The 21,020-nt window shown below is 61.8% G+C and carries 16 protein-coding genes; 6 read left to right on the top strand and 10 right to left on the bottom strand.

Features of this window, described 5'->3' with window-relative positions; all coding sequences use genetic code 11:
* Nucleotides 1–7: 7 nt before the first annotated feature.
* The 5 genes from FNU79_RS06060 to FNU79_RS06040 all read right to left on the bottom strand — a co-directional run bounded on the left by FNU79_RS06060 (nt 8) and on the right by FNU79_RS06040 (nt 5,777).
* On the bottom strand, nt 8–910 hold the full coding sequence (locus tag FNU79_RS06060) for a metallophosphoesterase (protein WP_143719987.1): 903 nt from the start codon (nt 908–910) through the stop codon (nt 8–10).
* Between the two features lie 182 nt (nt 911–1,092).
* Complete coding sequence (locus tag FNU79_RS06055) at nt 1,093–2,751, bottom strand: chloride channel protein (RefSeq protein ID WP_225429912.1); 1,659 nt, start codon at nt 2,749–2,751, stop codon at nt 1,093–1,095.
* Between the two features lie 285 nt (nt 2,752–3,036).
* Nucleotides 3,037–4,596, bottom strand: a complete 1,560-nt coding sequence (locus FNU79_RS06050; RefSeq protein WP_143720102.1) for a DAK2 domain-containing protein — start codon at nt 4,594–4,596, stop codon at nt 3,037–3,039.
* A gap of 76 nt (nt 4,597–4,672) precedes the next feature.
* A complete protein-coding gene (locus FNU79_RS06045; protein WP_124867291.1) occupies nt 4,673–5,005 on the bottom strand; it encodes an Asp23/Gls24 family envelope stress response protein in 333 nt (110 codons plus the stop codon).
* Nucleotides 5,006–5,072: 67 nt separating this feature from the next.
* On the bottom strand, nt 5,073–5,777 hold the full coding sequence (locus tag FNU79_RS06040) for an outer membrane beta-barrel protein (protein ID WP_143719986.1): 705 nt from the start codon (nt 5,775–5,777) through the stop codon (nt 5,073–5,075).
* A 68-nt stretch (nt 5,778–5,845) separates the two neighbouring features.
* Here FNU79_RS06040 and murI point away from each other — a divergent pair, with 68 nt between their 5' ends.
* From murI to FNU79_RS06025, 3 genes are all read left to right on the top strand, one after another.
* Nucleotides 5,846–6,685 carry a glutamate racemase gene (gene murI / locus FNU79_RS06035; RefSeq protein ID WP_143719985.1) on the top strand — a complete coding sequence of 280 codons (840 nt, stop codon included), beginning with the start codon at nt 5,846–5,848 and terminating at the stop codon, nt 6,683–6,685.
* A gap of 24 nt (nt 6,686–6,709) precedes the next feature.
* The gene (gene rph, locus FNU79_RS06030) at nt 6,710–7,411 is read left to right on the top strand and encodes a ribonuclease PH (protein ID WP_143719984.1); all 702 of its coding nucleotides are present in this window, start codon (nt 6,710–6,712) and stop codon (nt 7,409–7,411) included.
* A 63-nt stretch (nt 7,412–7,474) separates the two neighbouring features.
* Nucleotides 7,475–8,710 carry a cytochrome P450 gene (locus FNU79_RS06025; protein WP_143719983.1) on the top strand — a complete coding sequence of 412 codons (1,236 nt, stop codon included), beginning with the start codon at nt 7,475–7,477 and terminating at the stop codon, nt 8,708–8,710.
* 132 nt (nt 8,711–8,842) lie between these two features.
* Here FNU79_RS06025 and FNU79_RS06020 read toward each other — a convergent pair whose 3' ends face one another.
* The gene (locus tag FNU79_RS06020; protein WP_143719982.1) at nt 8,843–11,644 is read right to left on the bottom strand and encodes a M16 family metallopeptidase; all 2,802 of its coding nucleotides are present in this window, start codon (nt 11,642–11,644) and stop codon (nt 8,843–8,845) included.
* A 497-nt stretch (nt 11,645–12,141) separates the two neighbouring features.
* On the opposite strand from FNU79_RS06020, the gene FNU79_RS06015 reads away from it, so the two are divergent.
* The 3 genes from FNU79_RS06015 to FNU79_RS06005 all read left to right on the top strand — a co-directional run bounded on the left by FNU79_RS06015 (nt 12,142) and on the right by FNU79_RS06005 (nt 18,234).
* Entirely contained in the window at nt 12,142–12,519 is a 378-nt protein-coding gene (locus FNU79_RS06015) for an NUDIX domain-containing protein (protein WP_143719981.1), read from the top strand.
* On the top strand, nt 12,516–15,293 hold the full coding sequence (locus tag FNU79_RS06010) for a valine--tRNA ligase (RefSeq protein ID WP_143719980.1): 2,778 nt from the start codon (nt 12,516–12,518) through the stop codon (nt 15,291–15,293). The genes FNU79_RS06015 and FNU79_RS06010 overlap by 4 nt, the downstream gene beginning before the upstream one ends.
* Nucleotides 15,294–15,372: 79 nt before the next feature.
* A complete protein-coding gene (locus FNU79_RS06005) occupies nt 15,373–18,234 on the top strand; it encodes an ankyrin repeat domain-containing protein (RefSeq protein WP_143719979.1) in 2,862 nt (953 codons plus the stop codon).
* A gap of 182 nt (nt 18,235–18,416) precedes the next feature.
* On the opposite strand, the gene FNU79_RS06000 is transcribed toward FNU79_RS06005, so the two are convergent.
* The 4 genes from FNU79_RS06000 to FNU79_RS05985 form a co-directional block, all read right to left on the bottom strand.
* Nucleotides 18,417–18,650 (bottom strand): hypothetical protein, encoded by a 234-nt coding sequence (locus FNU79_RS06000; RefSeq protein ID WP_124867300.1) that lies wholly within the window; start codon nt 18,648–18,650, stop codon nt 18,417–18,419.
* Between the two features lie 139 nt (nt 18,651–18,789).
* The gene (locus FNU79_RS05995; RefSeq protein ID WP_143719978.1) at nt 18,790–19,389 is read right to left on the bottom strand and encodes an HD domain-containing protein; all 600 of its coding nucleotides are present in this window, start codon (nt 19,387–19,389) and stop codon (nt 18,790–18,792) included.
* 9 nt (nt 19,390–19,398) lie between these two features.
* The gene (locus FNU79_RS05990; protein WP_143719977.1) at nt 19,399–20,244 is read right to left on the bottom strand and encodes a cytochrome c oxidase assembly protein; all 846 of its coding nucleotides are present in this window, start codon (nt 20,242–20,244) and stop codon (nt 19,399–19,401) included.
* The gene (locus tag FNU79_RS05985) at nt 20,241–20,918 is read right to left on the bottom strand and encodes an SCO family protein (RefSeq protein WP_143719976.1); all 678 of its coding nucleotides are present in this window, start codon (nt 20,916–20,918) and stop codon (nt 20,241–20,243) included. Before FNU79_RS05985 ends, FNU79_RS05990 begins: the two co-directional genes overlap by 4 nt.
* Nucleotides 20,919–21,020: the final 102 nt, after the last annotated feature.

Here is a 21,020-nt window from a genome sequence, read left to right as displayed (position 1 = left end):
GCAGCGGCTAAGGCGCGGGCGGCGCTTGGTTCGGGTCGGCGGGCGCTTGGTTCTCGGCGGGCGGCTGCAAATCGAACACCACCAACTCGGCGGGGCAGTTGAGGCGCAGCGGTAAGCCGGTCACGCCGAGGCCGTGCGTCACATAGCCGCGAATGGTGCGCGACTCAGCAGGTTCGATGGCCGGCTCGGCGGCGCTGGGCTGTTCGGGCTGCGTCTGCACCCAGCCTTCCAGAAAGCGGGTGCCGTACAAGCTGGCCTGCTTGACCGGCCCCAGAAACGGCAATTTGATTTGCCCGCCGTGGGTGTGGCCGCAGAGCGTCAGGCCCACGCCTTCCGGCACGTGCGGCAAAAAGTCGGGGTTGTGCGAGAGCATCAAGGTGGCCCCGCCGGTTTTGGCTTGTAGGGTGGATTGGAGGTCTTGGTTACCGAACCACCAGTCATCGATGCCGCACAAATAAAAGTCGTCTCTGAGCTGCACGCCCGCATTGTTGATGATGGTGATGCCCGCCTCGGCGAGCTGCTGGGCGAAGCGGGCGCGAACTGGCTGGGTATTTAAGCTCGTCCAATCGTGGTTGCCGAAGACGCCGTAGACGCCCAGCGGAGCCTGAAGTGCCGAGAGTTCTTTGATGAGCGTCTTGATGGGCCGGTACGACACGCTGCTGTCCAAGAAGTCGCCGGTAATGACGATCAAGTCGGCCTGCTGCTCCATGGCCGAGCGCACCCAGCGCCGCACCGAGCCGCGCCCGATCCAGTTGCCGTAGTGCAAATCTGAGAGCAGCACGACTTTGAGGGGCCGCGTCAGGCCGCCGAGCTGGGTGCGCTGCTGCAAGGTGCGGTAGCGGTAAGCGTTGACGTACGAAAAACCGAGGGTTGTGCCGAATACGGAGAGTAGAGAGCGGGCGAGGCGCATAAGCACTCAGGGTAACGTCTGACGACTCAAGTTGCCTTGAGGTTGCGCAGGCCTAATCTCTTCATCAACTGAACTCGGTAGGAAGGGGCGGGGCAGTCTGCCGGAGCGGGTTCACTGGGCTTGCGGGATACTGACTCAAGGGAAAGTGGAGCGCTGAAGGCGTTCAGTTTCCACGCCCGACTTCACCCCAGATTCAGCAGTTCGCGCAACTCACCGAAAGCGGCGTCGCTGGCCACGATGTCCAGCACGTCGCCGTTCTCCAATTTAAGGTCGGGGGTGGCGCTGAGAATCGTTTCGCCGCGCTCCAAGCCCACCACCTGCGCTCCGCTCGGCAAACTCAGCAAACTGATGCGTGCGCCCAGCCAAGCGGGCGGCACAGCCACGCGGTAAAAGGCGTCTTCGCTGCTCTGCGGCGGCGCGGCGCTGAGAATGGTGGTGGTCGGGGTGATGACTTGCAACTCGGCGGCGCGGCGGTCGCGCAACTGTCCTTCCACGTAACCGAGTTGGCCGCTGAGCAGGTGAGCGATTCCCGACGAGATCAGCGCGGCAGGCAGCAGGGCGTCGCCGCCCCACGTCGCGGCCAGCAGGGCGGCGGCCAGCGGGATATTGAGTGTCACGGTGAGGTAGGCTCCCGCCGCCACCAGAGCGCAGACGGTGGGATCGAGCGGAGTGGGCAAAGTGGCGTTGAGCCCCACCCCGATCAAAGCGCCGGTGGCCACCGAGGGCAGCACCCCGCCTCCGAAGCCCAGCCGCACCCCGAGTGCCAGCAGCACCCATTTCCAGCCGCCGCCCGCCAGCGCCTCGCCGCCCAAAAAGCCCGAGAGTGAGAGCTGCGCCCAGCCTGCGCCGCCGCCCAGCACCGCTGGGGTGAAATAAAACGCCGCTGCCGCTGTTGCCAGCCCGAACAGCCCCGCCCAGACTAGACGCGGCCAGCCGCTCAGCCAATTCTGCGGCCACAGGCGCGAGAGCCAGACACCCACCCAGGCGACTGCGGTGGTGACCAGCGCAATCAGCGCGTAGAGCGGCAATTGCAGGGCGCTGGGGGCTTGCAACGTCGGCACGTCAAACAGCGGGCTTGCGCCGAACGCCAGCCCGTAGACCGCGTAAGCGCTGACCGACGCCAGCACGCAGGGCATCAGCACTTCAAATTCAAATTCGAATCGGCGGTACAGCACCTCGGCCAGCAGCACGGCGGCGACCAGCGGCGCGTGCAGCACCAGCCCCAGCGCGGCGGCCACGCTCGCCAAAGTCAGTTGGCGGTCTTCGGCCACGCTGATGCGCCCAAATCGGGCCAGCAGCCGCGCCGAGAAGCCGCCCAGCGCCGTAAAAGTAGAGTCCCGACCAATCGGCAGACCCACGCCGTAGCCCAGCAAATTGGCTCCCAAGAGGCGCAGCTGGGTACTCAGCCGGGTGCCGCCGCGCCGGTGGTAAGCGCTGACCGTCTCGGAAAGCGGGTCGGAAGGACTGCCCTGCGTCAGCCACGCTGCCAGCACCGCCACCACGGGCAAAGCCAGCAGGCCGTAAGGCAGCGCCTCGCCAAAGGCCATCAGCAGGCCCCCCTCGCCGGGAGTGCCGGGCGGACTGTAGCCGGTGATGGCCGCGCCCCAGTCGAGGACTTGTGCCAGAAGTAAGCGCAGCCCAATGCCCAGCACGCCCACCAACGCGCCCGCCACCACGCTGTACAGCACCAGCCGCCCCGTTTCAATGCGGCTGCGGACAGTGCGCCGAAGTGGAGCGTTCAGCGGCGGCCTCAGCGCTGAGTTGAAACGGGCAGTATTCAGCGTGACTTTGAGCGGTTTGAGCGGGCGGCGCGGTAAACGCAGAGGAGAGCGGGAAGGCACGCCCCGCACTTTAGCGCAGGTGATCAGGAGTCCGGTCAATTCGTCATGACAAAATGGTTGGCCCGACTGAAGAAGGCAAAAACGCCTGACGGAAAAGAGACCCTGAGAAGAGTGGGGGCGCATTTTTGTAAAACATCGGAGGAAGCCGTATCAGAGGGGCGGGTTAACGGATATGGGGGAAACGTGAGATGAGGCCCAACACTGTTCCTAAACAAGAGAGCCGCAAAGAAGACTGATGTCATTCTCTCGGCTCTCCACTACAGCTTTTTTCTTCGACAGCTCTTTTTATTCCAGAGTCACCAGGTAGTCGTACAAATCGGGCCCGCCCGCGTGGGTTTCGACTTCCACCTCGGCAAATTCGCTGCTGATGCGCTCGGCCAGCGCTTCCAAGTCGGCCTGCGATTTTTGTGGCCCGCCGAACACGGCCACGACTTCCTGGCCCTGGTGGGCCGCTCTCAGCATCTCCAGCACCGCATCTTCAGGTGAGCCGCCTGCCTGCACCAGTTCATCGTCTTGCAGGCCGATCACGTCGCCGTCGGCAATGTGCAGCTCCTTGCCCGCCGCCGTGGTGATGACGGTGGCCCGGCTGGCCCGCGTGACCTCCAGCGTGGTGACACTCTTGGCAGCTTCCTCCATCTGCGCGGCGAGGTCGGCGGCATTCTCACTGGCCTGAAAGCTCAGCGCCGCGCCCATGCCCTGTCCCAAGGTGCGGGTGGGAATGACCACGGCGCGGCCATCCAAGAGTTCGGCGGCTTTCTGAGCGGCCATCAGCACGTTTTTGTTGTTGGGTAGCACCAAAACTTTCTCGGCGCTGACACTCCGCACCGCGTCCACAATGTCCTGCACGCTGGGATTGGCGGTCTGCCCGCCCGAAACGATTCGCGCTCCTAGTGAACGGAACACCTTGACCACCCCGTAGCCGTTGGCCACCGCCACCAAGCCGCTCGGCGGCACTTCTTCCTCGGCCCGCGCTGCTGCGCCCGCCATGCCCAGAATTTCGGTGTGCTGCTCGGACATGTCCTCGACTTTGGTTTTGAGCATCTTGCCGTGCCGGCCCACTGCCGCCAGCAACTCGTCAGGGCGGTTGGTGTGGATGTGGCCCTTGACGTAACCCTCCGCGCCCACCACCAAGAGGCTGTCGCCAAACGGCGTGACCAGCTCGCGGATGGCTTCAATCGGCTGGGTGGCCTCGCTCATCAAGAACTCGGTGCAAAAGCCGAATTCCTCGTTTTCAAACTGCTGCTGGGCGTAGTGGGTGACTTCCGGCTCGGGCGGTAACTGATCGCCGCGCAACTGGCCGAGCATTCCCTCCAGCAAATACAGGTAGCCTTGCCCGCCGCTGTCGACCACGCCAGCCTGCTTGAGCGCCGGAAGCATGTCGGGGGTCTTGTCGAGCATGGCCTGTCCGGAAAAGAGGGCCTGCTCCAGCACCGCGTCGGGCGTTTCTCCCTTTGCCCCCTCAGCGACGCCGCGTGCCACCGACAAGATGGTGCCTTCCACCGGCTTCATCACCGCGCCGTAGCCGCTTTTCTGGGCGGCGTTCAGGGCGCTGATCAGTAACTTGGCATCGACTTGGGAGGCGTCCTTGATGGTCTCAGCAAAGCCTTTGAGGAGCTGGCTCAGGATCACGCCGCTGTTGCCGCGCGCGCCCAGCAGTGCGCCGTAGCTGATGGCGCGGGCCACGCTGCTCATGACGCGCTCGTCGCAGGTGTCGAGTTCGCGCCGCACCGACTGCATGGTCAGGTGCATATTGGTGCCGGTGTCGCCGTCGGGCACCGGATAGACGTTGAGCGCGTTGACCTGCTCGCGGTAGACGCCCAGCCAATCGGTGGCGTAGCGCAGCATAGCGGCGAGGTCTTTAGGTTGTAGGGCGAGTTTGGCTAGAGGGGTGCTCGGTTCAGTTGCATTGGACGGATTGAGTTCAGACATGGCGCACTCCCACGGCGTGAACGCGAGTGGAGCTGAGTTCCAGACCCGCTTGCGTTTTGACGGTGTGTTCGACTCGCTCGGCGATGTTTTGGGCCACCGCTGGAATGTTGACGCCGTAAGCCATCACCACGTAAAGGTCGGCGCTGGTCTTGCCGCCGTCTTTGACGATTACCACGCCGTCACGGGCCTGAGCACGGCCCAGCACGCGCTGGAGGCCTTCTTTGAGGTTGGCCGGGGCCATGCCCACCACGCCGGGAATTTCGTGGGCCGTCAGGCCGATTAAAGAGGCGAGCGCCGCCTCGCTGATTTGAATGGTTCCGTTCACGATGCAGGCAGTATACGGGAGGCGGGGTTGTGAGGGGCGTCCGGGCAGCTTGGCCGTGTCCCGCCTTCTAAAAGCTGTATCTCACGCCCAGCATCACCTTCAGCACCGTGCCGGGGCGCTTGACGGCTTTATTGATCGTGTCGTAGCCGCCCTCACCGGGCTTGAAGGTGTCGGTGTTATTTCTGTCGTCACGGCTGACGATAGGGCCGCTCCTCGAATACTGATCTACTCCCACGTCGCCCACTACGCTGAGCGAATTGGTCAGCAAGTAGGCTGCCTGAGAGCCGAGGCCCACCCCCAAAGCGCTGCTGGAATAATCGGTGTACTGGCCGCCTTTGTAGGTCAGGCGCGAGTTGAACCGGCCATAGCGCAGCCCGCCGTAGAAGCTGGTTTCCAAACCCGGAATTTGCTGGCCGAGGTCATAGGTCGCCCCCAAACCGAAAAAGAGGGCGCTGGCCCGCTCGCTGCTGATCAGGCCGCTCTTCCTCTGCTCTCTAAGGGTGCCGAGTAAGCCCAAGTCGGCGTCTTCGTCAAAACCGCCCTCCTTGCTGCTGCGGCCCACACTCAGCCGTAGCCCCAGCGGGCCGGCGAGGTTATTGTAATTGGCAAACACCTGCACGCTGCGGCCATCTGCGTACCCGCCGAGCAGACCGAGTTGAAAGTTGGTGTAAGAAAAGGGCAATGCAGCTGGGGCGGCTTGGGCGCTGGCTGCCGGAAGAGTGAGGCAAAGAAGAGCGAACAAGGTCTTCAGCGGTGGGTTCAGCCCGTACATGGCTCCACGATACCTTGAGAACAGACAGCCGAAGGTCAGCTCAGCAAACCGTTAGACTCTGCAGAGCTATGACCTCTTTTTCTCCCGCACTTCAGCGGCCCATCGGGGTATTCGATTCGGGCATGGGCGGTTTGAGCGTGCTGAGCGAACTCAGGCGGGCGCTGCCGCATCAGGATTTCGTGTATCTGGCCGACACGGCCCACGTGCCTTACGGCAGCCGCTCAGAGGCCGAAGTCCGAACCCTGACCACCGCCTGCACCGATTGGTTGCGTCAGCAGGGCTGCGCGGGCGCGGTGATCGCCTGCAACACCGCCAGCGCCTTTAGCCTCGACTTTTTGCGGGCGCGGTACGGCCACACCTTGCCAATCGTGGGCCTCGTTCCAGCGCTCAAGCCAGCGGTGGCGGCCACTCAGAGCGGCACGGTGGCGGTGCTGGCCACACCGGTCACGCTGCGTGGGGCGCTCTTGGAAGAGGTGATTCAGCAGTTCGCGGTGCCCGCTAGGGTGCGGGTGCTGCGCCTGAGTCACCCTGAATTGGTGCCGCTGGTCGAAGCCGGAGAAGCCGACTCGCCGCGAACGCGGGCCGCTTTGCGTGAGGCTCTAGCGCCCGCTGCCGCTGCTGGAGCCGACCAGCTGGTGCTGGGCTGCACGCATTTTCCCTTTCTGGCGAGTAGTATCCGAGCCGAGTTTGGGAACACCTTCGCGCTGCTCGACTCCGGCGCGGCAGTGGCCCGGCGCACGGTGCAGGTGCTGGGAAGTGTAGCCTCAGACGTTTCTGGAGAGGTGCGTTACTTCGCCACCGGAAACCCTGTCGAGGTCGCGTCCGTGATGGCGGCTTTGCTGGGCCACACGGTGAAGGTCGAACACGCCGAGTTAAACCAACTTACACAAGAGAGTGTTGCCAGATGAGACAGACCTTATGAGACAAAATAGATGAGACAAGACCGCTTTGCCGATCAAGCCCGCCCCCTCAAAGTCAGCCGCAACATCAACGCTTACGCCGAGGGCAGCGCTCTGGTGGAACTCGGTCAGACGAAGGTGCTGGCCACCGTGTCCGTTGATCAGAAAGTGCCGCCCCACATGCGTGGCAAGAAAGAAGGCTGGCTGATGGCCGAGTACCTAATGCTTCCGCGTGCCACCCATGACCGCCAAAACCGCGAGCGCAATATGCAAAATGGGCGTCGGCACGAGATTCAGCGCCTCCTGGGCCGCTCGTTTCGCTCGGTCACCGACCTGCGCTCCTTCAAAAACCAGACCCTGATTATCGACTGCGACGTGCTGCAAGCCGACGGCGGCACCCGCGTGACCAGTCTGCTGGCCGGATACGCGGCCCTGTTCGACCTCTCCGACCGCCTGATTCGCAAAGGTACGCTCAGCGAGTGGCCGCTGCTGCACGAGTTGGGAGCAGTGAGCGTGGGCTACGTGGGCGGCGAATTGTTGGTCGATCTCGAATACAGCGAGGACATGCAGGCCAGCGCTGACCTCAACGTGGTGGCCACCTCCAAGGGCCTGATTCTGGAAGCGCAGGGCGGCGCGGAAGGCCAGCCGATTGCTCCGCAGCAGTATATGGAACTGCTCAACGCGGGCATCAAGGCGGCGGGCGAGTTGTCGCGGGCGCTTCACGCGCAGCTGTGAATGGGAGCGGCGAAGTTTTAGCGTTTTAACTCCTCCAGTTGACGCCCGCTCTATTCTCGGAGAATGCCTCCCGCGCCCCCCACTCTGCCGCTGACCGATCCGGCCTTTGTCCAGAATCCTTACCCGCTGCTCTCGGAATGGCGCGACACCACGCCGATTTTTTACGACGCGGCCATCAAGCAGACCGTTTTCCTGCGCTACGACGACATCTCCGGCATCCTGCGCGACAAGCGTTTTGGGCGCACCCTCACCCACCTGTACTCCCGCGACGAACTCGGCTGGCCGCCGCCCGACCCGGCGCAGGCGCACTTCGACGCCTTCAACGGCAACCACATGCTCGATTCCGAGGGCGCAAAGCATACACGTTTGCGCTCGCTGGTGGGCAAAGCCTTCACGCCGCGCCGGGTGGAAACTTTGCAGCCGCGCATCGAGGCGATGCTGGAAGAGTACCTGAGTCAGTTGGGGCCGAGCTTTGACGTGGTGGCCGATTACGCCGAGCCGCTGCCGGTGCGGGTGATTGCCGAACTGCTGGGCGTGCCGGAAGCCGAGCGCGGTTTGCTGCGCCCCTGGTCGGCGGCCATTGTCAAGCTGTATGAGCCGAACTACAGCGCCGACCAGCAAACTGAGGCCGAGAGTGCGGTGGTGGAATTCAGCGCCCTGATTCGCCGCCTCGCTGCCCAGCGCCGGGCCGAGCCAAAAGATGACCTGATCACCGCGCTGGTGCAAGTCGAAGACGGCGGCCAGAAGCTGAGCGAGTCCGAGTTGACCGACACCTGCATTCTGCTGCTCAACGCCGGACATGAAGCCAGCGTCAACGGCCTGTCGGCGGGCGTGCTGGCGCTGCTGAGGCAACCGGAGAAGTGGGCCGAGCTGGTGGAGGCGGCTCAATCCGAAGACAGCCTGCCCCTCTTCCGCACCGCCGTGGAGGAGCTGCTGCGCTTCGATACCCCGCTGCCGATGTTCGAGCGCTACGTGTTGGAGGATTTGGAATGGAACGGCACGCCGCTCAAGATGGGTGATCAAGTGGCCCTGATCTACGCCAGCGGTAACCGCGACCCGCGCCGCTTTGAGAAGCCTGACGAGCTGCGCCTGAGCCGTGACCCCAATCCGCACCTGACCTTCGGGCTGGGCAAACATTACTGCCTCGGTGCGCCGCTGGCCCGCTTGGAGTTGGCCCTCAGCTTGCGGGCACTGGTTCGCCACGCGCCGACGCTGCGGCTGACTGATGCCACCGCCGCGTCGGAGTACGTGGGCGGCTTTGTGATTCGGGGGCTGAGCCGGTTGGACGTGTGTATTTAGCGAAGTGTTGATTGACCCTTTGTCCTTGTGAGAGAGCGACGAGGCAACGAACCTGCTCCACAACAAAGGCCGCTGCAATTCGAGCGGCCTTCCATTTTTTATTGCGGATCAATTGATCTCGAATCTACCGCTCTAAAAGCTCCCCGCCTTAACCACCACCAACTTGCTGGGATCGACGTATTTCTTAAATGCCGCCAGAGCGCTGGCCGGAGTCACGGCCTGAATGCGGGCGTCCAATTGGGCGCTGTCGGCAAAGGTCTGACCGTAGTACAGTTGCGAAGCCAGCGCCCCCAGTAAGTTGCCGTCGTCGCTGCGGTTGGCAGCGGTGGCCTGAGCAATGGCGGCCTGCACTTTGCTGACCTCGCTGGCCGTGAAACCGTCCTTGAGGGCGCGGGCGACTTCCTCGCGGATGGCGGTCTCCACCTTGCCCAAATCTTTGGGTGAAGCGGTAGCTGACACGTCGAAGCTGCCCAGCGCTTCATCGGTGTCTACGCTGATACTGGCACCAGACGAATAGCTCAGTCCTTCCTTTTGGCGAATCCGGTCGGCAAGGCGCGAGGACAGGCCGTCACCGCCCAGAATCTGCACGGCAATCAGCAGCGGCGCGTAATCGGGATCGGTATTTTTGAGTGCAAAGTTTTGCGAGGCCCGCAGCACCGCGCCGGTTTTGTCGGCCACCTGAATGCTCAGGGTTTGCGGCTTGGCGATCACCAGCGGGCTGCTCAGGCGCTGGTACGGCACGCCGGAAGTCCAGCCCGCCAGCAGCTGACTGACGCTGCTCTCCACCACCGCTTTGTCCAGTGGCCCCACGACTGCGAGCTGCGCCGACGACGACAGGCCCCACAACTTGGTGTAAGCCGCTTTGACATCGGCCAGGGTCAGCGCTTTCTGGTCTTCGATGCGCTCGTCAAAGGTGCGGCCATAAAAACGGCTGCCACGCTTGGTGCCTTCCGGCATAAAAGCGCGGCCCAGCGCGACGCTTGCCAGCGCGTTGGGTTCGGTCTTGGCGCTTTCCAAGTTGCTGAGCGTGCCCCTCTTGAGGTCTTCAAAGTCGCTTTCGGGCCACAGCGGTTCGCGCAGCACCGTGCGGGCCAGCGTCATGGCGGCGGCCAGATTCTCCGGCGGCGAGGTTACGCTGAGGTTCAGGCCCGTCGAGCCGCCGCTGATGCTGAGGGTGGCGTTGAGCTTAGCAAGCTGGTCGCGCAGTTGCTGAATGCTCAGATTCTCGGAGCCGCGCAGCAGCAGGCTGTCGATGTAACCCGCCGCGTCGCGGGTGCGGACGCCGCTCTCGCTGGCTTCGTTGCCAAAGTCGAGATTGAGGCTGAGCAGCACCCGGTTGCCCTGAACGGCCTTTTTCAGGTAGGCCGCTTTGACGCCGCTCGGCAAGGTGAGTCGCTCTACGCGGGCTTCCAACGCCGCAGGAGCGGTGTTCAAATTCTCGCCCTGCGCCTGCGCGGCACGCGGCTTGAAGTTCTTTAAGGTCTCGGCCACGCTCGGCGCAATCGGCACCGTCACCAGATCGGGCTTGAGGGTGGGATAAAAAGTGCCCGCCGTCAGGTTGCTGGCCTTCAGGTACGTCTGCGCCATGCGGTTAACATCCGCCGCCGTGACCGCCAAAAAAGCGTCGCGCTGAGCAAAAAAGGTGCGCCAATCTCCTGTCGGCAGCCCCGAAATGATTCCTTCGGCGGTGGCAGCAGGGTCGGCGGAGAGGCGGTTAATGTAAGCGATGACTTGGTTTTTGATGCGGGTCACGTCGGCGTCGGTGATGGGGTCTTTGGCGATACCGTCCAGCACGCCTTGCAGGGCGGCTCTGGCCTTGGTTACGTCCCCGTCCGGCGCGAGGCTGACCACGAAGCTCGTCAGGCCCGGTACGTTGTACGAGTCCACGTTCATGCCCGCGCCCACCGCCAACTTGCTGGCGACCAATTTCTGATACAGCCTGCCGTCGGGCTGCTCGCTCAGCACCGCCGCCAACATGCTCAGCGCGGCGTTGTTGGGGTGGGTTTCGGCGGGCGCGTGGTAGCTGTTGATCAGCAGCGGTGAAGCGCCCACCCGCCGAATGCTGACGGTGCGCTCACCGCTTTGTGGCGGTTCCACGGTGTAGTCCTTGGTCAGGGTGGTGCTGGCGCTGCGAACCGGCTTGGCGATTTTGCCGAAGGTGGCTCCAAGCCGCTCCAAGGCGTACTGCGGATCGAAGTTGCCCGTCAGCGTCACCACCGCGTTGTCCGGCTGGTAGTACTTCTGGTAAAAGGTCTTGAGGCTGCTGGCCGGAACACTGATGACTTCCGAGCGGTTGCCGATGACGCTGCGGCCAATCGGGTGAAATTCAAAGGCGGCTTGCTGAGTGGCCTTGAACAGCAAATTTCCCGGATTGTTCTCGCCGTTGTCGAACTCGTTGATGACCACTTTGAGTTCGCTGGCGAGGTCTTCTGGCCGAATCAAGCTGTTGACCATCCGGTCGGCTTCCAAACCCGTCAGAAAGTCTAAATTGGCTTTGGTGGCGTTCAGGGTGGCGTGGTAATCGGTGTATTCGGCGTGGGTATCGGCGTTGGCGTTGGCTCCGCGCTCGCGCAGCAGGGCCGGAATGTCTTTGTTGGTGGGCGTGCCCTTAAACAGCATGTGCTCCAGCAGGTGCGCCATGCCGCCTTCGCCCAGGCCCTCGTTGACGCTGCCGACCAAGTAGGTCACGTGCAGCGTCATCAGCGCATTGGAGGCGGTAGGGGCCAGCAGCACTTTGAGGCCGTTGGTGAGCCTGTACTCGCTGATGCCCTCAACAGAAGTCACGAACTGCACGCCCGCCGGAAGCTTGAGCGGCGCAGTTTGGCTCGTGGGCGCGGCAGTGAGAGGCGTGGTTGGAGCGGCGCTTTGGGCTTGGGCTACGGGGGCCAGTAAAAGGAGAGAGAGGGTCAGGGTGCGGAGGTTAAGAAAGCGCATTCGCGGAGTATTTCATAGGTTTTTGTGAGAGACGTCCGCTGTTTTGCGCTATACTCGGCCGTGCAGTGACCGGGAAGAGTACCCGCTGTGAGCGCCCACAGAGAAAGCTTCTCTAGCCCCTGGCTAGACTGAGAAGAAGCTGGGAAACGCCGCCGGAGAACGTCGCCCGCGAGCATGAGGAAAGAACAGCTCTGCTGGATTCATCGGCAGGCTCAGTAGACTTCTCCGGGTGCGCCCGCTACAGCGCGTTCAAGGGCTTGCCTCTTTGCCGAGGCGGGAAGAGCGGTGGTACCACGGGAATGACCTTAACGGCGTCTCGTCCGCAGCAGTCAGCGGATGGGGCGTTTTTTGTTGCCTCGCCTTGTCTTTCCCTTCTTGCGAGGTTGGCGGTGATGGTAAGCGAAGTTGACCAGAAATTTATCCAAACCCTCTTTAATGAATTGGGGGAAGCTCGGCAGGTGGCTCAGCTGAGGCGACTGCGCGAAAAGGCCGTCTGCATGGTCACACGCCTTTCTGCTGAAGCTGAATTGCTCGCCTTTGACCACGTCCCCGACGACTCCGGCGTGCAAGTTCCGGCGGGCGGCGTGGAACTGGGCGAAACACCTGCCGAGGCCGCCAGCCGCGAATGCCGAGAAGAAACCGGACGCACTGGCTTCGGGGCTCCGCTGTATCTGGGCAGCGTCGTATGGATCAACGCCGAGCATCAAAAACGCGAGATGCGGCACTTCTTTCGGCTCGCCTCGCCGCCTGGCTTGCCCGGAACCTGGGATCACCGCGCCGACGAGCAGTTGTTCCGGTTTCGCTGGGTGCCGCTGAGCAACCCCAAATTAGATTGGAATTTTGACGCTTTCCTTCCCACAGGAGTAATTCAATGACTGAACCCAATACCATCAACCCCAATACCATCAACCCTGACGCCCTCAACGAACTGCCCAAGGCTTTCGACCCCGCCGCCACCGAACCGGCCTGGGCCAAAAAATGGTTTGAAGAACCCTTCCGCGCTGACGCCACCAGCGCCAAGCCTCCCTTCACCATTGTCATTCCGCCGCCCAACGTGACCGGCAGCCTGCACCTCGGGCACGCCTTAGACAACACCCTGATCGACACCCTGACCCGCTACAAGCGCATGGCGGGCTTTGAAGCGCTGTACTTGCCGGGCATGGATCACGCCGGAATCAGCACGCAAGTGGTCGTGGAAAAGCAGCTCCGTGACGGCGGCGTGACCCGGCACGACCTGGGGCGCGAGGCTTTCTTGGAAAAAGTTTGGAGCTGGAAAAACGAATCGGGCGGCACCATTTTGGATCAACTTCGCCGCCTCGGCGTCAGCGCCGACTGGACCCGCGAGCGCTTCACCATGGATGAGGGGCTTTCGCGAGCGGTGCGGCATCAGTTCGTCAAGCTTTACCACGAGGGTCTGGCCTACCGGGGCGAGCGGATCGTCAACTGGGACCCCGCCGCCCAGACCACCCTCAGCGAGCTGGAAATTGACCGCGAAGTCCGCAAGGGCAAGATGTCTACCCTCAGCTACAAATTGGAAGATTCGCAGGCGGCGGCCAGCAACGGCGAGGCCGGAGAAATTCTGATCGCCACCGTACGGCCCGAAACGATTTTCGCCGATCAGGCCATCGCCGTTCATCCCGAAGATGAGCGCTTCAGGCATCTGGTCGGGATGAAGGCGCGGATTCCGCTGACCGACCGACTCATTCCGATCATTGCCGATAGCGCCGTAGAACGCGACTTCGGCGTGGGCGCACTCAAAATCACCCCCGCGCATGACCCCACCGACTTTGAAATCGGCGAGCGGCACAACCTGGCCCGCCCCAGCGTGATCGACCTGAGTGGCAACCTGACCTCTGATCTGGTGCCCGAACCGTTTCGCGGCTTGGAGCGCTTCGCCGCCCGCAAAGCGGTGGTCAAAGCGCTCGTTGAAAGTGGCGATTTAGTCGAAGAAAAAGACCACGACACCGCCATTGGTCTGTCTGAGCGCACCAAAGTCCCGGTGGAACCCATCGTCAGCTTGCAGTGGTTTGTCAATGTCAAGCCGCTGGCCCAGCAGGTGCTGGCGGGCTTAGACAAAGGCGAAATGCAGTTCGTGCCGGAGCGCTACACCAAAGTCAACCGCGATTGGCTGGAAAATATCCGCGACTGGAACATCTCGCGCCAGCTCTGGTGGGGCCATCAGATTCCGGCGTGGTACGACGAGCAGGGCAACATCTACGTGCCTTCGCCGGAAAATCCGGATCTGGACTGCGACGCCGACCCGCAGTATGCCCACCTCACCTTGAAGCGTGACCCCGACGTGTTCGACACTTGGTTCAGCTCCAACTTGTGGCCGTTTTCCACCCTCGGCTGGCCTGACGCGGGCAACGAAGATTTCCTCAAGTTCTATCCGACGCAGGTGCTGGTCACGGGCTACGACATTTTGTTCTTCTGGGTGGCCCGGATGCAGATGGCCGCCTACGGCCTGACCGGCAAGGCTCCCTTCAATACCATCATGCTGCACGGCCTGTACCTCGATAGCAAGGGCCAGAAAATGTCCAAGAGCAAGGGCAACGGCATTGACCCGCTGGAACTCTTTGACCAATACGGGGTGGACGCCTCGCGCTTCGCCTTCGCTTACCTGAGCACTGGCGGTCAGGACATCCGCCACGACGCCCGCCGCTACGAGCAGGGCCGCAACTTTGCCAACAAACTCTGGAACGCCGCCCGCTTCGTGCGCCTGCGCCTCTCGGAAGTGGCCGCCGATCTGCCCGACGACGGTCTGCTGGCCCCGTATGTCCGCGCCGCCTCGCAGATGCCGGAAGGGGTCAACCCGCGCAGCGGCGACCTGCTGGCTCACCTGGCCGAACATAAGGAGCTGCTGACCCTGGCCGACCGCTGGATCATCAGCCGCCTTAACGCGGTGACGGCGGAAGTCACAGCGCACTTGGACGCTTTCGACCTTGGCGCGGCGATTCGCACCATTTACGCTTTTACCTGGGACGAGTACTGCGATTGGTATTTGGAAGCGGCCAAGCCCAGCATGAGTGCGGCGAACATCGGCACGCTGGCGACGCTGAAATTGGTGCTGGAACACATCCTCAAACTCCTGCACCCGTTCATGCCGTTCATCACCTCCGAGCTGTATCAGGCGCTGGGCCACCGCCGCCAAGTCGCGGTTCACGCTTGGCCGGAAACCAACCCTGCCCTGCAAGATGACGAAGCGGCCCAGGCCTTTACCCGGCTCCGCGCCGCCGTGAGCGCCGCCCGCGTCCTCAAAAACGAGCTGGGCCTCTCGCCGCAAGACCGCCTGGAAGTGGCGGTGGAGGGCGAAGCGGCCAGCCTGGTCAGCGACAACGCCCGCGTGGTGGAAGGCATTGCTCGCGTGACGCTGGTACCTCAGCTTTCGGGCCGCACGCTGAGCGCCGTGGATGCGGGCGTGATTATCCGCGCCCCACTCGACGGCACGGTGGACACCGCCGAGTGGCTGGGCAAGCAGAAAAAGCGCCTGGCTGAGCTGGACAAGCAGATTAAGCAGGCGCAGGGCAAGCTCAGCAGCGAAGCCTTTGTGGCCCGCGCCCCCGCCGAAGTGACCGAGGAAGAACGCCGCCGCGTCATTGATTTCAGCGCCCAAAAGGTGCGGCTGGAAGAAGTGCTGGCGCAGTTCTAGAGCGCCTCAAAACTGGGTAGAGGAGGGCCGCTGAGGAATGGAGCGGCCCTTTGCGCTGCTGTGTGCCAAACTGAAACCCATGCGTTTTATGACTTACCACGACCTTGATGCCAGTAAGGTTAAAAAACAGCTTGCCAAAGTGCGTGAAGCGGTAGAGCGTGACGATTTCCGTACCCCAGACATCAAAAAGCTTGCCCAAGGTCAGTATTACCGCGCCAAATTGGACGACACCAACCGCTTGCTGCTCACTTTTGTCAAGCACGATTCGCAAACAATCTGTCTGGCGCTGGAAGTCATTCACCAGCACGCCTACGAGAAATCGCGTTTTCTGCGCGGAGCGGCGCTCGACCTCAGCAAAATGGATTCCGGCAAGTTTGACGAGGCCAAGCTGCTTTCCGCCGATTCCGACAGCCCCGAACAGATCAGCGCTCGCGCCCATCCAGTGCGCTATTTGCATCCCAGCCGCCGCGAATTTCACGTGCTGGACAAAGTGATTTCGTTTGACGATACTCAAGACGCCGTGTACCGCACGCCTGCGCCGGTGATTTTGGTGGGGTCGGCGGGCAGCGGCAAAACCGCCCTGACCCTGCAAAAGCTGCGCGAATTACCCGGCCAAGTGCTGTATGTCACGCTCTCACCATATCTGGCCCAAAGCGCCGCTGAGCTGTACGCCGCGCACGGCTTTGAAAATGAGAGCCAAGACGTGCAGTTTTTGTCGTTCAAAGATTACCTGTCCACCATTCGGGTACCGAGGGGACGTGAAGTGCGCTTTGAGGATTTTCAAACTTGGTTTGTGCGGCAACCTAATCTGAGCTTCACCGACGCCCACCAACTGTTTGAGGAGTTTCGGGGCGTGCTGAGCAGTTCGCCGAGCGGCCCGCTGAGCCGTGAAGCGTACCTTGGGCTGGGGGTGCGGCAATCTATTTACGCCGCCGAGCAGCGTCCGCTGATTGACCAGTTCTTTCAAAATTACCTGAATTGGCTGGCCGAGGCACGCTTATACGATTCCAGTCTGCTGGCCGCCGAGTATTTGCCGCAGGTCTCGCCCAGTGTGGACTTTGTGGTGGTGGACGAGGTACAAGACCTGACGGCGGCTCAACTTGCGCTGATTCTCAGAAGCCTTAAAGTGCCCGGCCAGTTTTTGCTGTGCGGCGACAGCAACCAGATTGTCCACCCCAATTTCTTTTCGTGGGCGGCAGTGAAAACGCTGCTGTGGAATGATCCCGCTTTGGCTGAGCGGCAAGCCATCAATGTTCTTCGGGCCAATTTCCGCAACGCCTCGCAGGTCACGCGGGTCGCCAATGATCTGCTCAAAATCAAGCACGCCCGCTTTGGCAGCATTGACCGCGAAAGTAATTTTTTGGTGGAGGCGGTGGCGGCTGAAGCGGGCAGCGTAACCTTCTTGCCGGATGATGTACGGGTCAAAAAGCACCTTGATGAGCAGACCCGTGACAGCACCGAGTACGCTGTATTGGTGCTGCGCGACAGCGACAAAGCCGGGGCACGCAAAGTCTTTGGCACGCCGCTGGTCTTCAGCGTTCACGAAGCCAAGGGCCTGGAATATCCCAATATCATTTTGTACAACTTTATCAGCGGTGAGCGGGCCACCTACCGCCAGATCACCGAGGGCGTTGAACTGGCTGATTTGCAAAAAGACAACCTCAAATACAGCCGCGCCAAAGACAAAACCGATAAGTCCCTGGAAATCTACAAGTTTTATGTCAATGCCCTGTATGTGGCTGTGACCCGCGCCGTCCGCCGCGTGACCCTGATTGAAGCTGACACCCGCCACCCGCTGCTGAGCTTGCTGGGCGTGGAGCTGGGCGACGAAGCCGAGCAGCTCCAGGTCAAAAAGGCCAGCCGCGACGACTGGGAGCGCGAGGCCCGCAAGCTGGAATTGCAAGGGAAAAAAGAGCAGGCCGGTGATATTCGCCGCCGAATTTTGCAGCAAAAGCCGGTGCCGTGGGAAGTCTGGACGCCGGAAGTCTTGCGCCGGATGGAAAATGAAGTGCGTACCCAGCCGAGTGACGCCAAAGTGGCCCGCTCGTTGGTGGATTTCGCGGTGCTGAACCGCTCCGAGAGTTTGCTGACCGAGCTGCGTGACCTCAAAATCAAGCCTGCTCAGGCGTATTTGCGCAACAATGCCAAAGACCGCCAGATTCAGTGGCAAGCGGTGGCTGACAAATACCGCAAAAATTATGAATCCGGAGCCAACCCGCGCTCGGTACTCAGTGACGCCGACAAATACGGCGTGGATCACCGCACCCCCGAAAACCTGACGCCGCTGATGTTGGCGGTACTGGCGGGCAATCTGGCGCTGACAGAAGCATTGCTGGAGCGCGGAGCCGACGTGACCCAGACCGATGTGTTTGGCCGCACGCCGCAGATACTGGCCCTCAGCCGCGCCGCGCAGGACGCCCAGTATGCTCAGCGCAGCCTCGGCCTGATCTACGCACGGGTGCGCCCCGCCGCGCTGGACGTGCTGGTGAGCGACAAATTGGTGCGCTTAATGCCGGAAGGCGCAGAATACTATTTCCTGAGCATGATGCTGGCGCTGGGGCCAAATTACGCTTCGACCTTACAAGATCCGCCGCTCAATGAAGCTGAGTTGCACAAGCGCCGAACAGGCTTTTACGTGGATAGCTTGCAGCTCAACCTGGACTCCTTCGCAGAGAGTGTGCTGAGGGAAGCGCGGCGTAAGCGCAGTTACTTTAATCATGTGCTGGCCCGCGCCGAAGTAGGGAGCAATTATCAACCAGCCCGCAAACTGTGGCAGCGCGTCAAAACGGGCTTTTATCAGCTTAACCCTGACTTGCAAGTGCGGCTCAAGCTCTCGGCCAATACCGAAGGCGAATGGGTCAATGTGGCGCTGCTCAGTGATCCGGTGGCGCGGGCTTGGCTGGCGGCTGATACTTATTCCGCTGAAGGCGTCACCGCCTAAAGCATTTGTCATAAAAATACTATTCTTATGACCGACCAGCGGGAGTGAAATACAGCGAGCAGGACGGAGGCGGGCAGGCCCGATGGGTGCCGCTGTGCACAAGACAATGGGGTCGCCGGGAGGCCGCTATTCCGGTGACGTAATTTGGAGAACTGCTCTAAGCCCTAACCAAGTTGGAAGTTTCAGGCCAGCGCCCAGGCCAGGTCGGCCTGAAACGCGCCGGGGTTGCCGCCCTGAATAACGTAGCCGCCCGGACTGTGGCGCATCACCGCGCCGTGCGGCAGCAGCAACTGAAAATCGTGCGGCACTACACCGCTGCGGTATTTGACGGCTTCGCTGGCCGATAACGTTCCCAAAGCCACAAGATGACACAGCGCCCGCGAGAAGGATGCTGGGCTGATGAACTTCTGGTGCATGATTTTAGTTCTCCTTAATGCCCAGTCTGCCTGAAAGTGACCTACAGAACTCTTGCAGGTCACTTTCAAAATGTCAAATTCATCACACCGCCTGCATCAGACCCATTTTTTGGCTCTTTTGTTAATTGTGTCAATCCGGTCATTGCGTCAGGCGCTCAACCAATCCTGGCAGCAAGCTGTACACATTTCTTTCACATTTGACGTCAAAGTCGGCTTTGAGTTTGAGCATGGCCCGCCATTTGTGCGGCGTCGCCGCGTTAAATCCGTAGCGCAGGGTCACGTCCACCAAACGCTCCTGCACGGTGCAAAATCCATCCGCCAGGGCCAGCGCGTCGCAAAGTTGTAGCAAGCGGTCTTCTTCGGTGATCTGGGCGGCGGTCAGCAGCTCACTCAGCCGCGCCCACTCCTGAGCGGTGCCGTCCCACTCGCCCTGTAAGGTCGCCAGATCAGCCACTGGAAAGCTGTGGGTCAGGGCGATGCGGGCGGCGTCGGGGGAGCCGAGCGAGAGCAAAAAGTCATGGCCATCCAAAATATGTCGGTCTTGGTTGGGGCCAGTCCGCCGTCCAATATCGTGGAGCAGTCCCAGCACGTAAGCCCGCACAGGATCGAGGTCAGGATGATGCCCGGCTATGGCGCGGGCGGCCTGTGCCACAAAGCGCGAGTGCGCCGCCCAGCCGCCGGGATTGAGCGCTTCGGCCTCTCGAAGAAGCTGCTCGGCTTGGGCTGGGGTGGGAAACATGTCTGCAGTTTAGGCGGTGGGCGGAGGCGGCGTTTGCGTGCCGCTGTCGGCGAGTTCGATCAGCCAGCCCATCAGTTGCACCAAGGCCACCGCCATGCCCGGCAGGCCCGCCAGCATCATGATCCAGCCGCTGATGCTCTGGTTTTGCAGCGGAGTCAGGTTCCACAAGCACAGCGCACTCACGTAAGGCGTGTACAGCACTTTGGGGCTATACAGCCACACCGCCGCTACCGCCATCATCGGCAGCCCGCTGAGCAGCCCGAACCAGCCCCGGTTGCCCAAACTGCGCCCCTGAATGCTCGGCAGGGGCCGCAAAATCACTGACCAGACCAGCAGGCCGCCCAGCAGGTACAAGCCTGGCAGGAGTGCGCCGGCCGTGTTGGTGACGATGCTGGCGTTAAATCCAGCTGGAATATTCCAGAAAATAAGGATAGCCACCCACAGCGCCAGCACCACCCACGGATCGAGGATGACGCTGAGGACGCGGCCCAGCGCGGACTCACGCGAAATCTTGAGATGGCGCGGCATCCCCAGCACGGCCAGTGGCGGCACCAGTTCGGCCAGCACCATCAGGCGGCCCATGTAGAGCGCCATGCTGTTGAGGGTCAGTGTGATCGCCTGACTCTGGGTCACGATCACGGTGCAGATCAGCGCCAGCCCGAACAGCACTGCCCGCCAGATCGGCCAAGCGTTAGGACTTGTTTTGCGGCTGCGGGCAAAGGCCACGAAGTACCACGCGCCCACCAAAATCAGTGGCAGCCAGACCCAAGCGTCGAAGCGCAGGGCCAGCAACTCACTGAGGCTGGGACTGAGATTATTGGCGTCAAGGCCGCTGGGAGCAGCAGCCAAGCTCACCGCATCACCTCATTGACGTCGGCCTCTAAGCGCTTGAGCTGCGGCAACTGGGTGTAGTCCCACAGCAAGCGGATTTTGCCCTGCTTGTCGATCAGGTAAGTGGCGGTGGTGTGGTTGACTTGATAATCGTCCGGCCCTTTGATGTCGGCTTTGGTATAGGCCGCGCCGTAGCTCAGCGCCACCTTCGCCAGTTGGGGTTCGGGAATATGCACGCCCACCGCATTGCCGAAAAAGCTGAGATAGCTTTTGATGAGCGGCGGCGTGTCGCGCTGCGGATCGACGCTGACGAACACGATTTGAAAGTTCTGGCGCTCGGCGGCGGGTAATGTCTCACGCAGCTGATTCAAATAGGTCAGGCTCAGCGGGCAGATGTTGGGGCAATGGGTGAAGCCGAAAAACAGCGCGGTGGTTTTGCCGTTCGGCGCAAAGGTGTAGGCGTTGCCGCTTTGATCGGTGCCGGACAAACTCGGAGCGCTCAGCGGCGGCGTGTAGGCGGTGCCGAAAAAGGGAAAAGGGCTTTGCAAGCGGGCGTACACCCACGCGCCGCCGAGCAGCAGGGCAACGGCTGCCAGCGCAAACAGCAGCGAGACATACCAAGGACGGCTGTGGCTACTGCTCCCACTGGCGTGGCCATCGCGGCTGGGTTGGGTGGGCGTGTGCTCAACTTCGGTCATCTTCACTTCCTTCGTTTCAGCTTCACCGGCTTTGTCCGCATTTTGCGCCCTAACCGGCTGGCCTTTGTCCCCTCCCACTCTAAATGCCTTTGGAAGCTGCTT

Source organism: Deinococcus detaillensis, assembly GCF_007280555.1.
GTDB lineage: Bacteria > Deinococcota > Deinococci > Deinococcales > Deinococcaceae > Deinococcus > Deinococcus detaillensis.
Note: the sequence above shows the minus strand (reverse complement) of the source record. Positions and strands in the feature narration are given on the sequence as shown.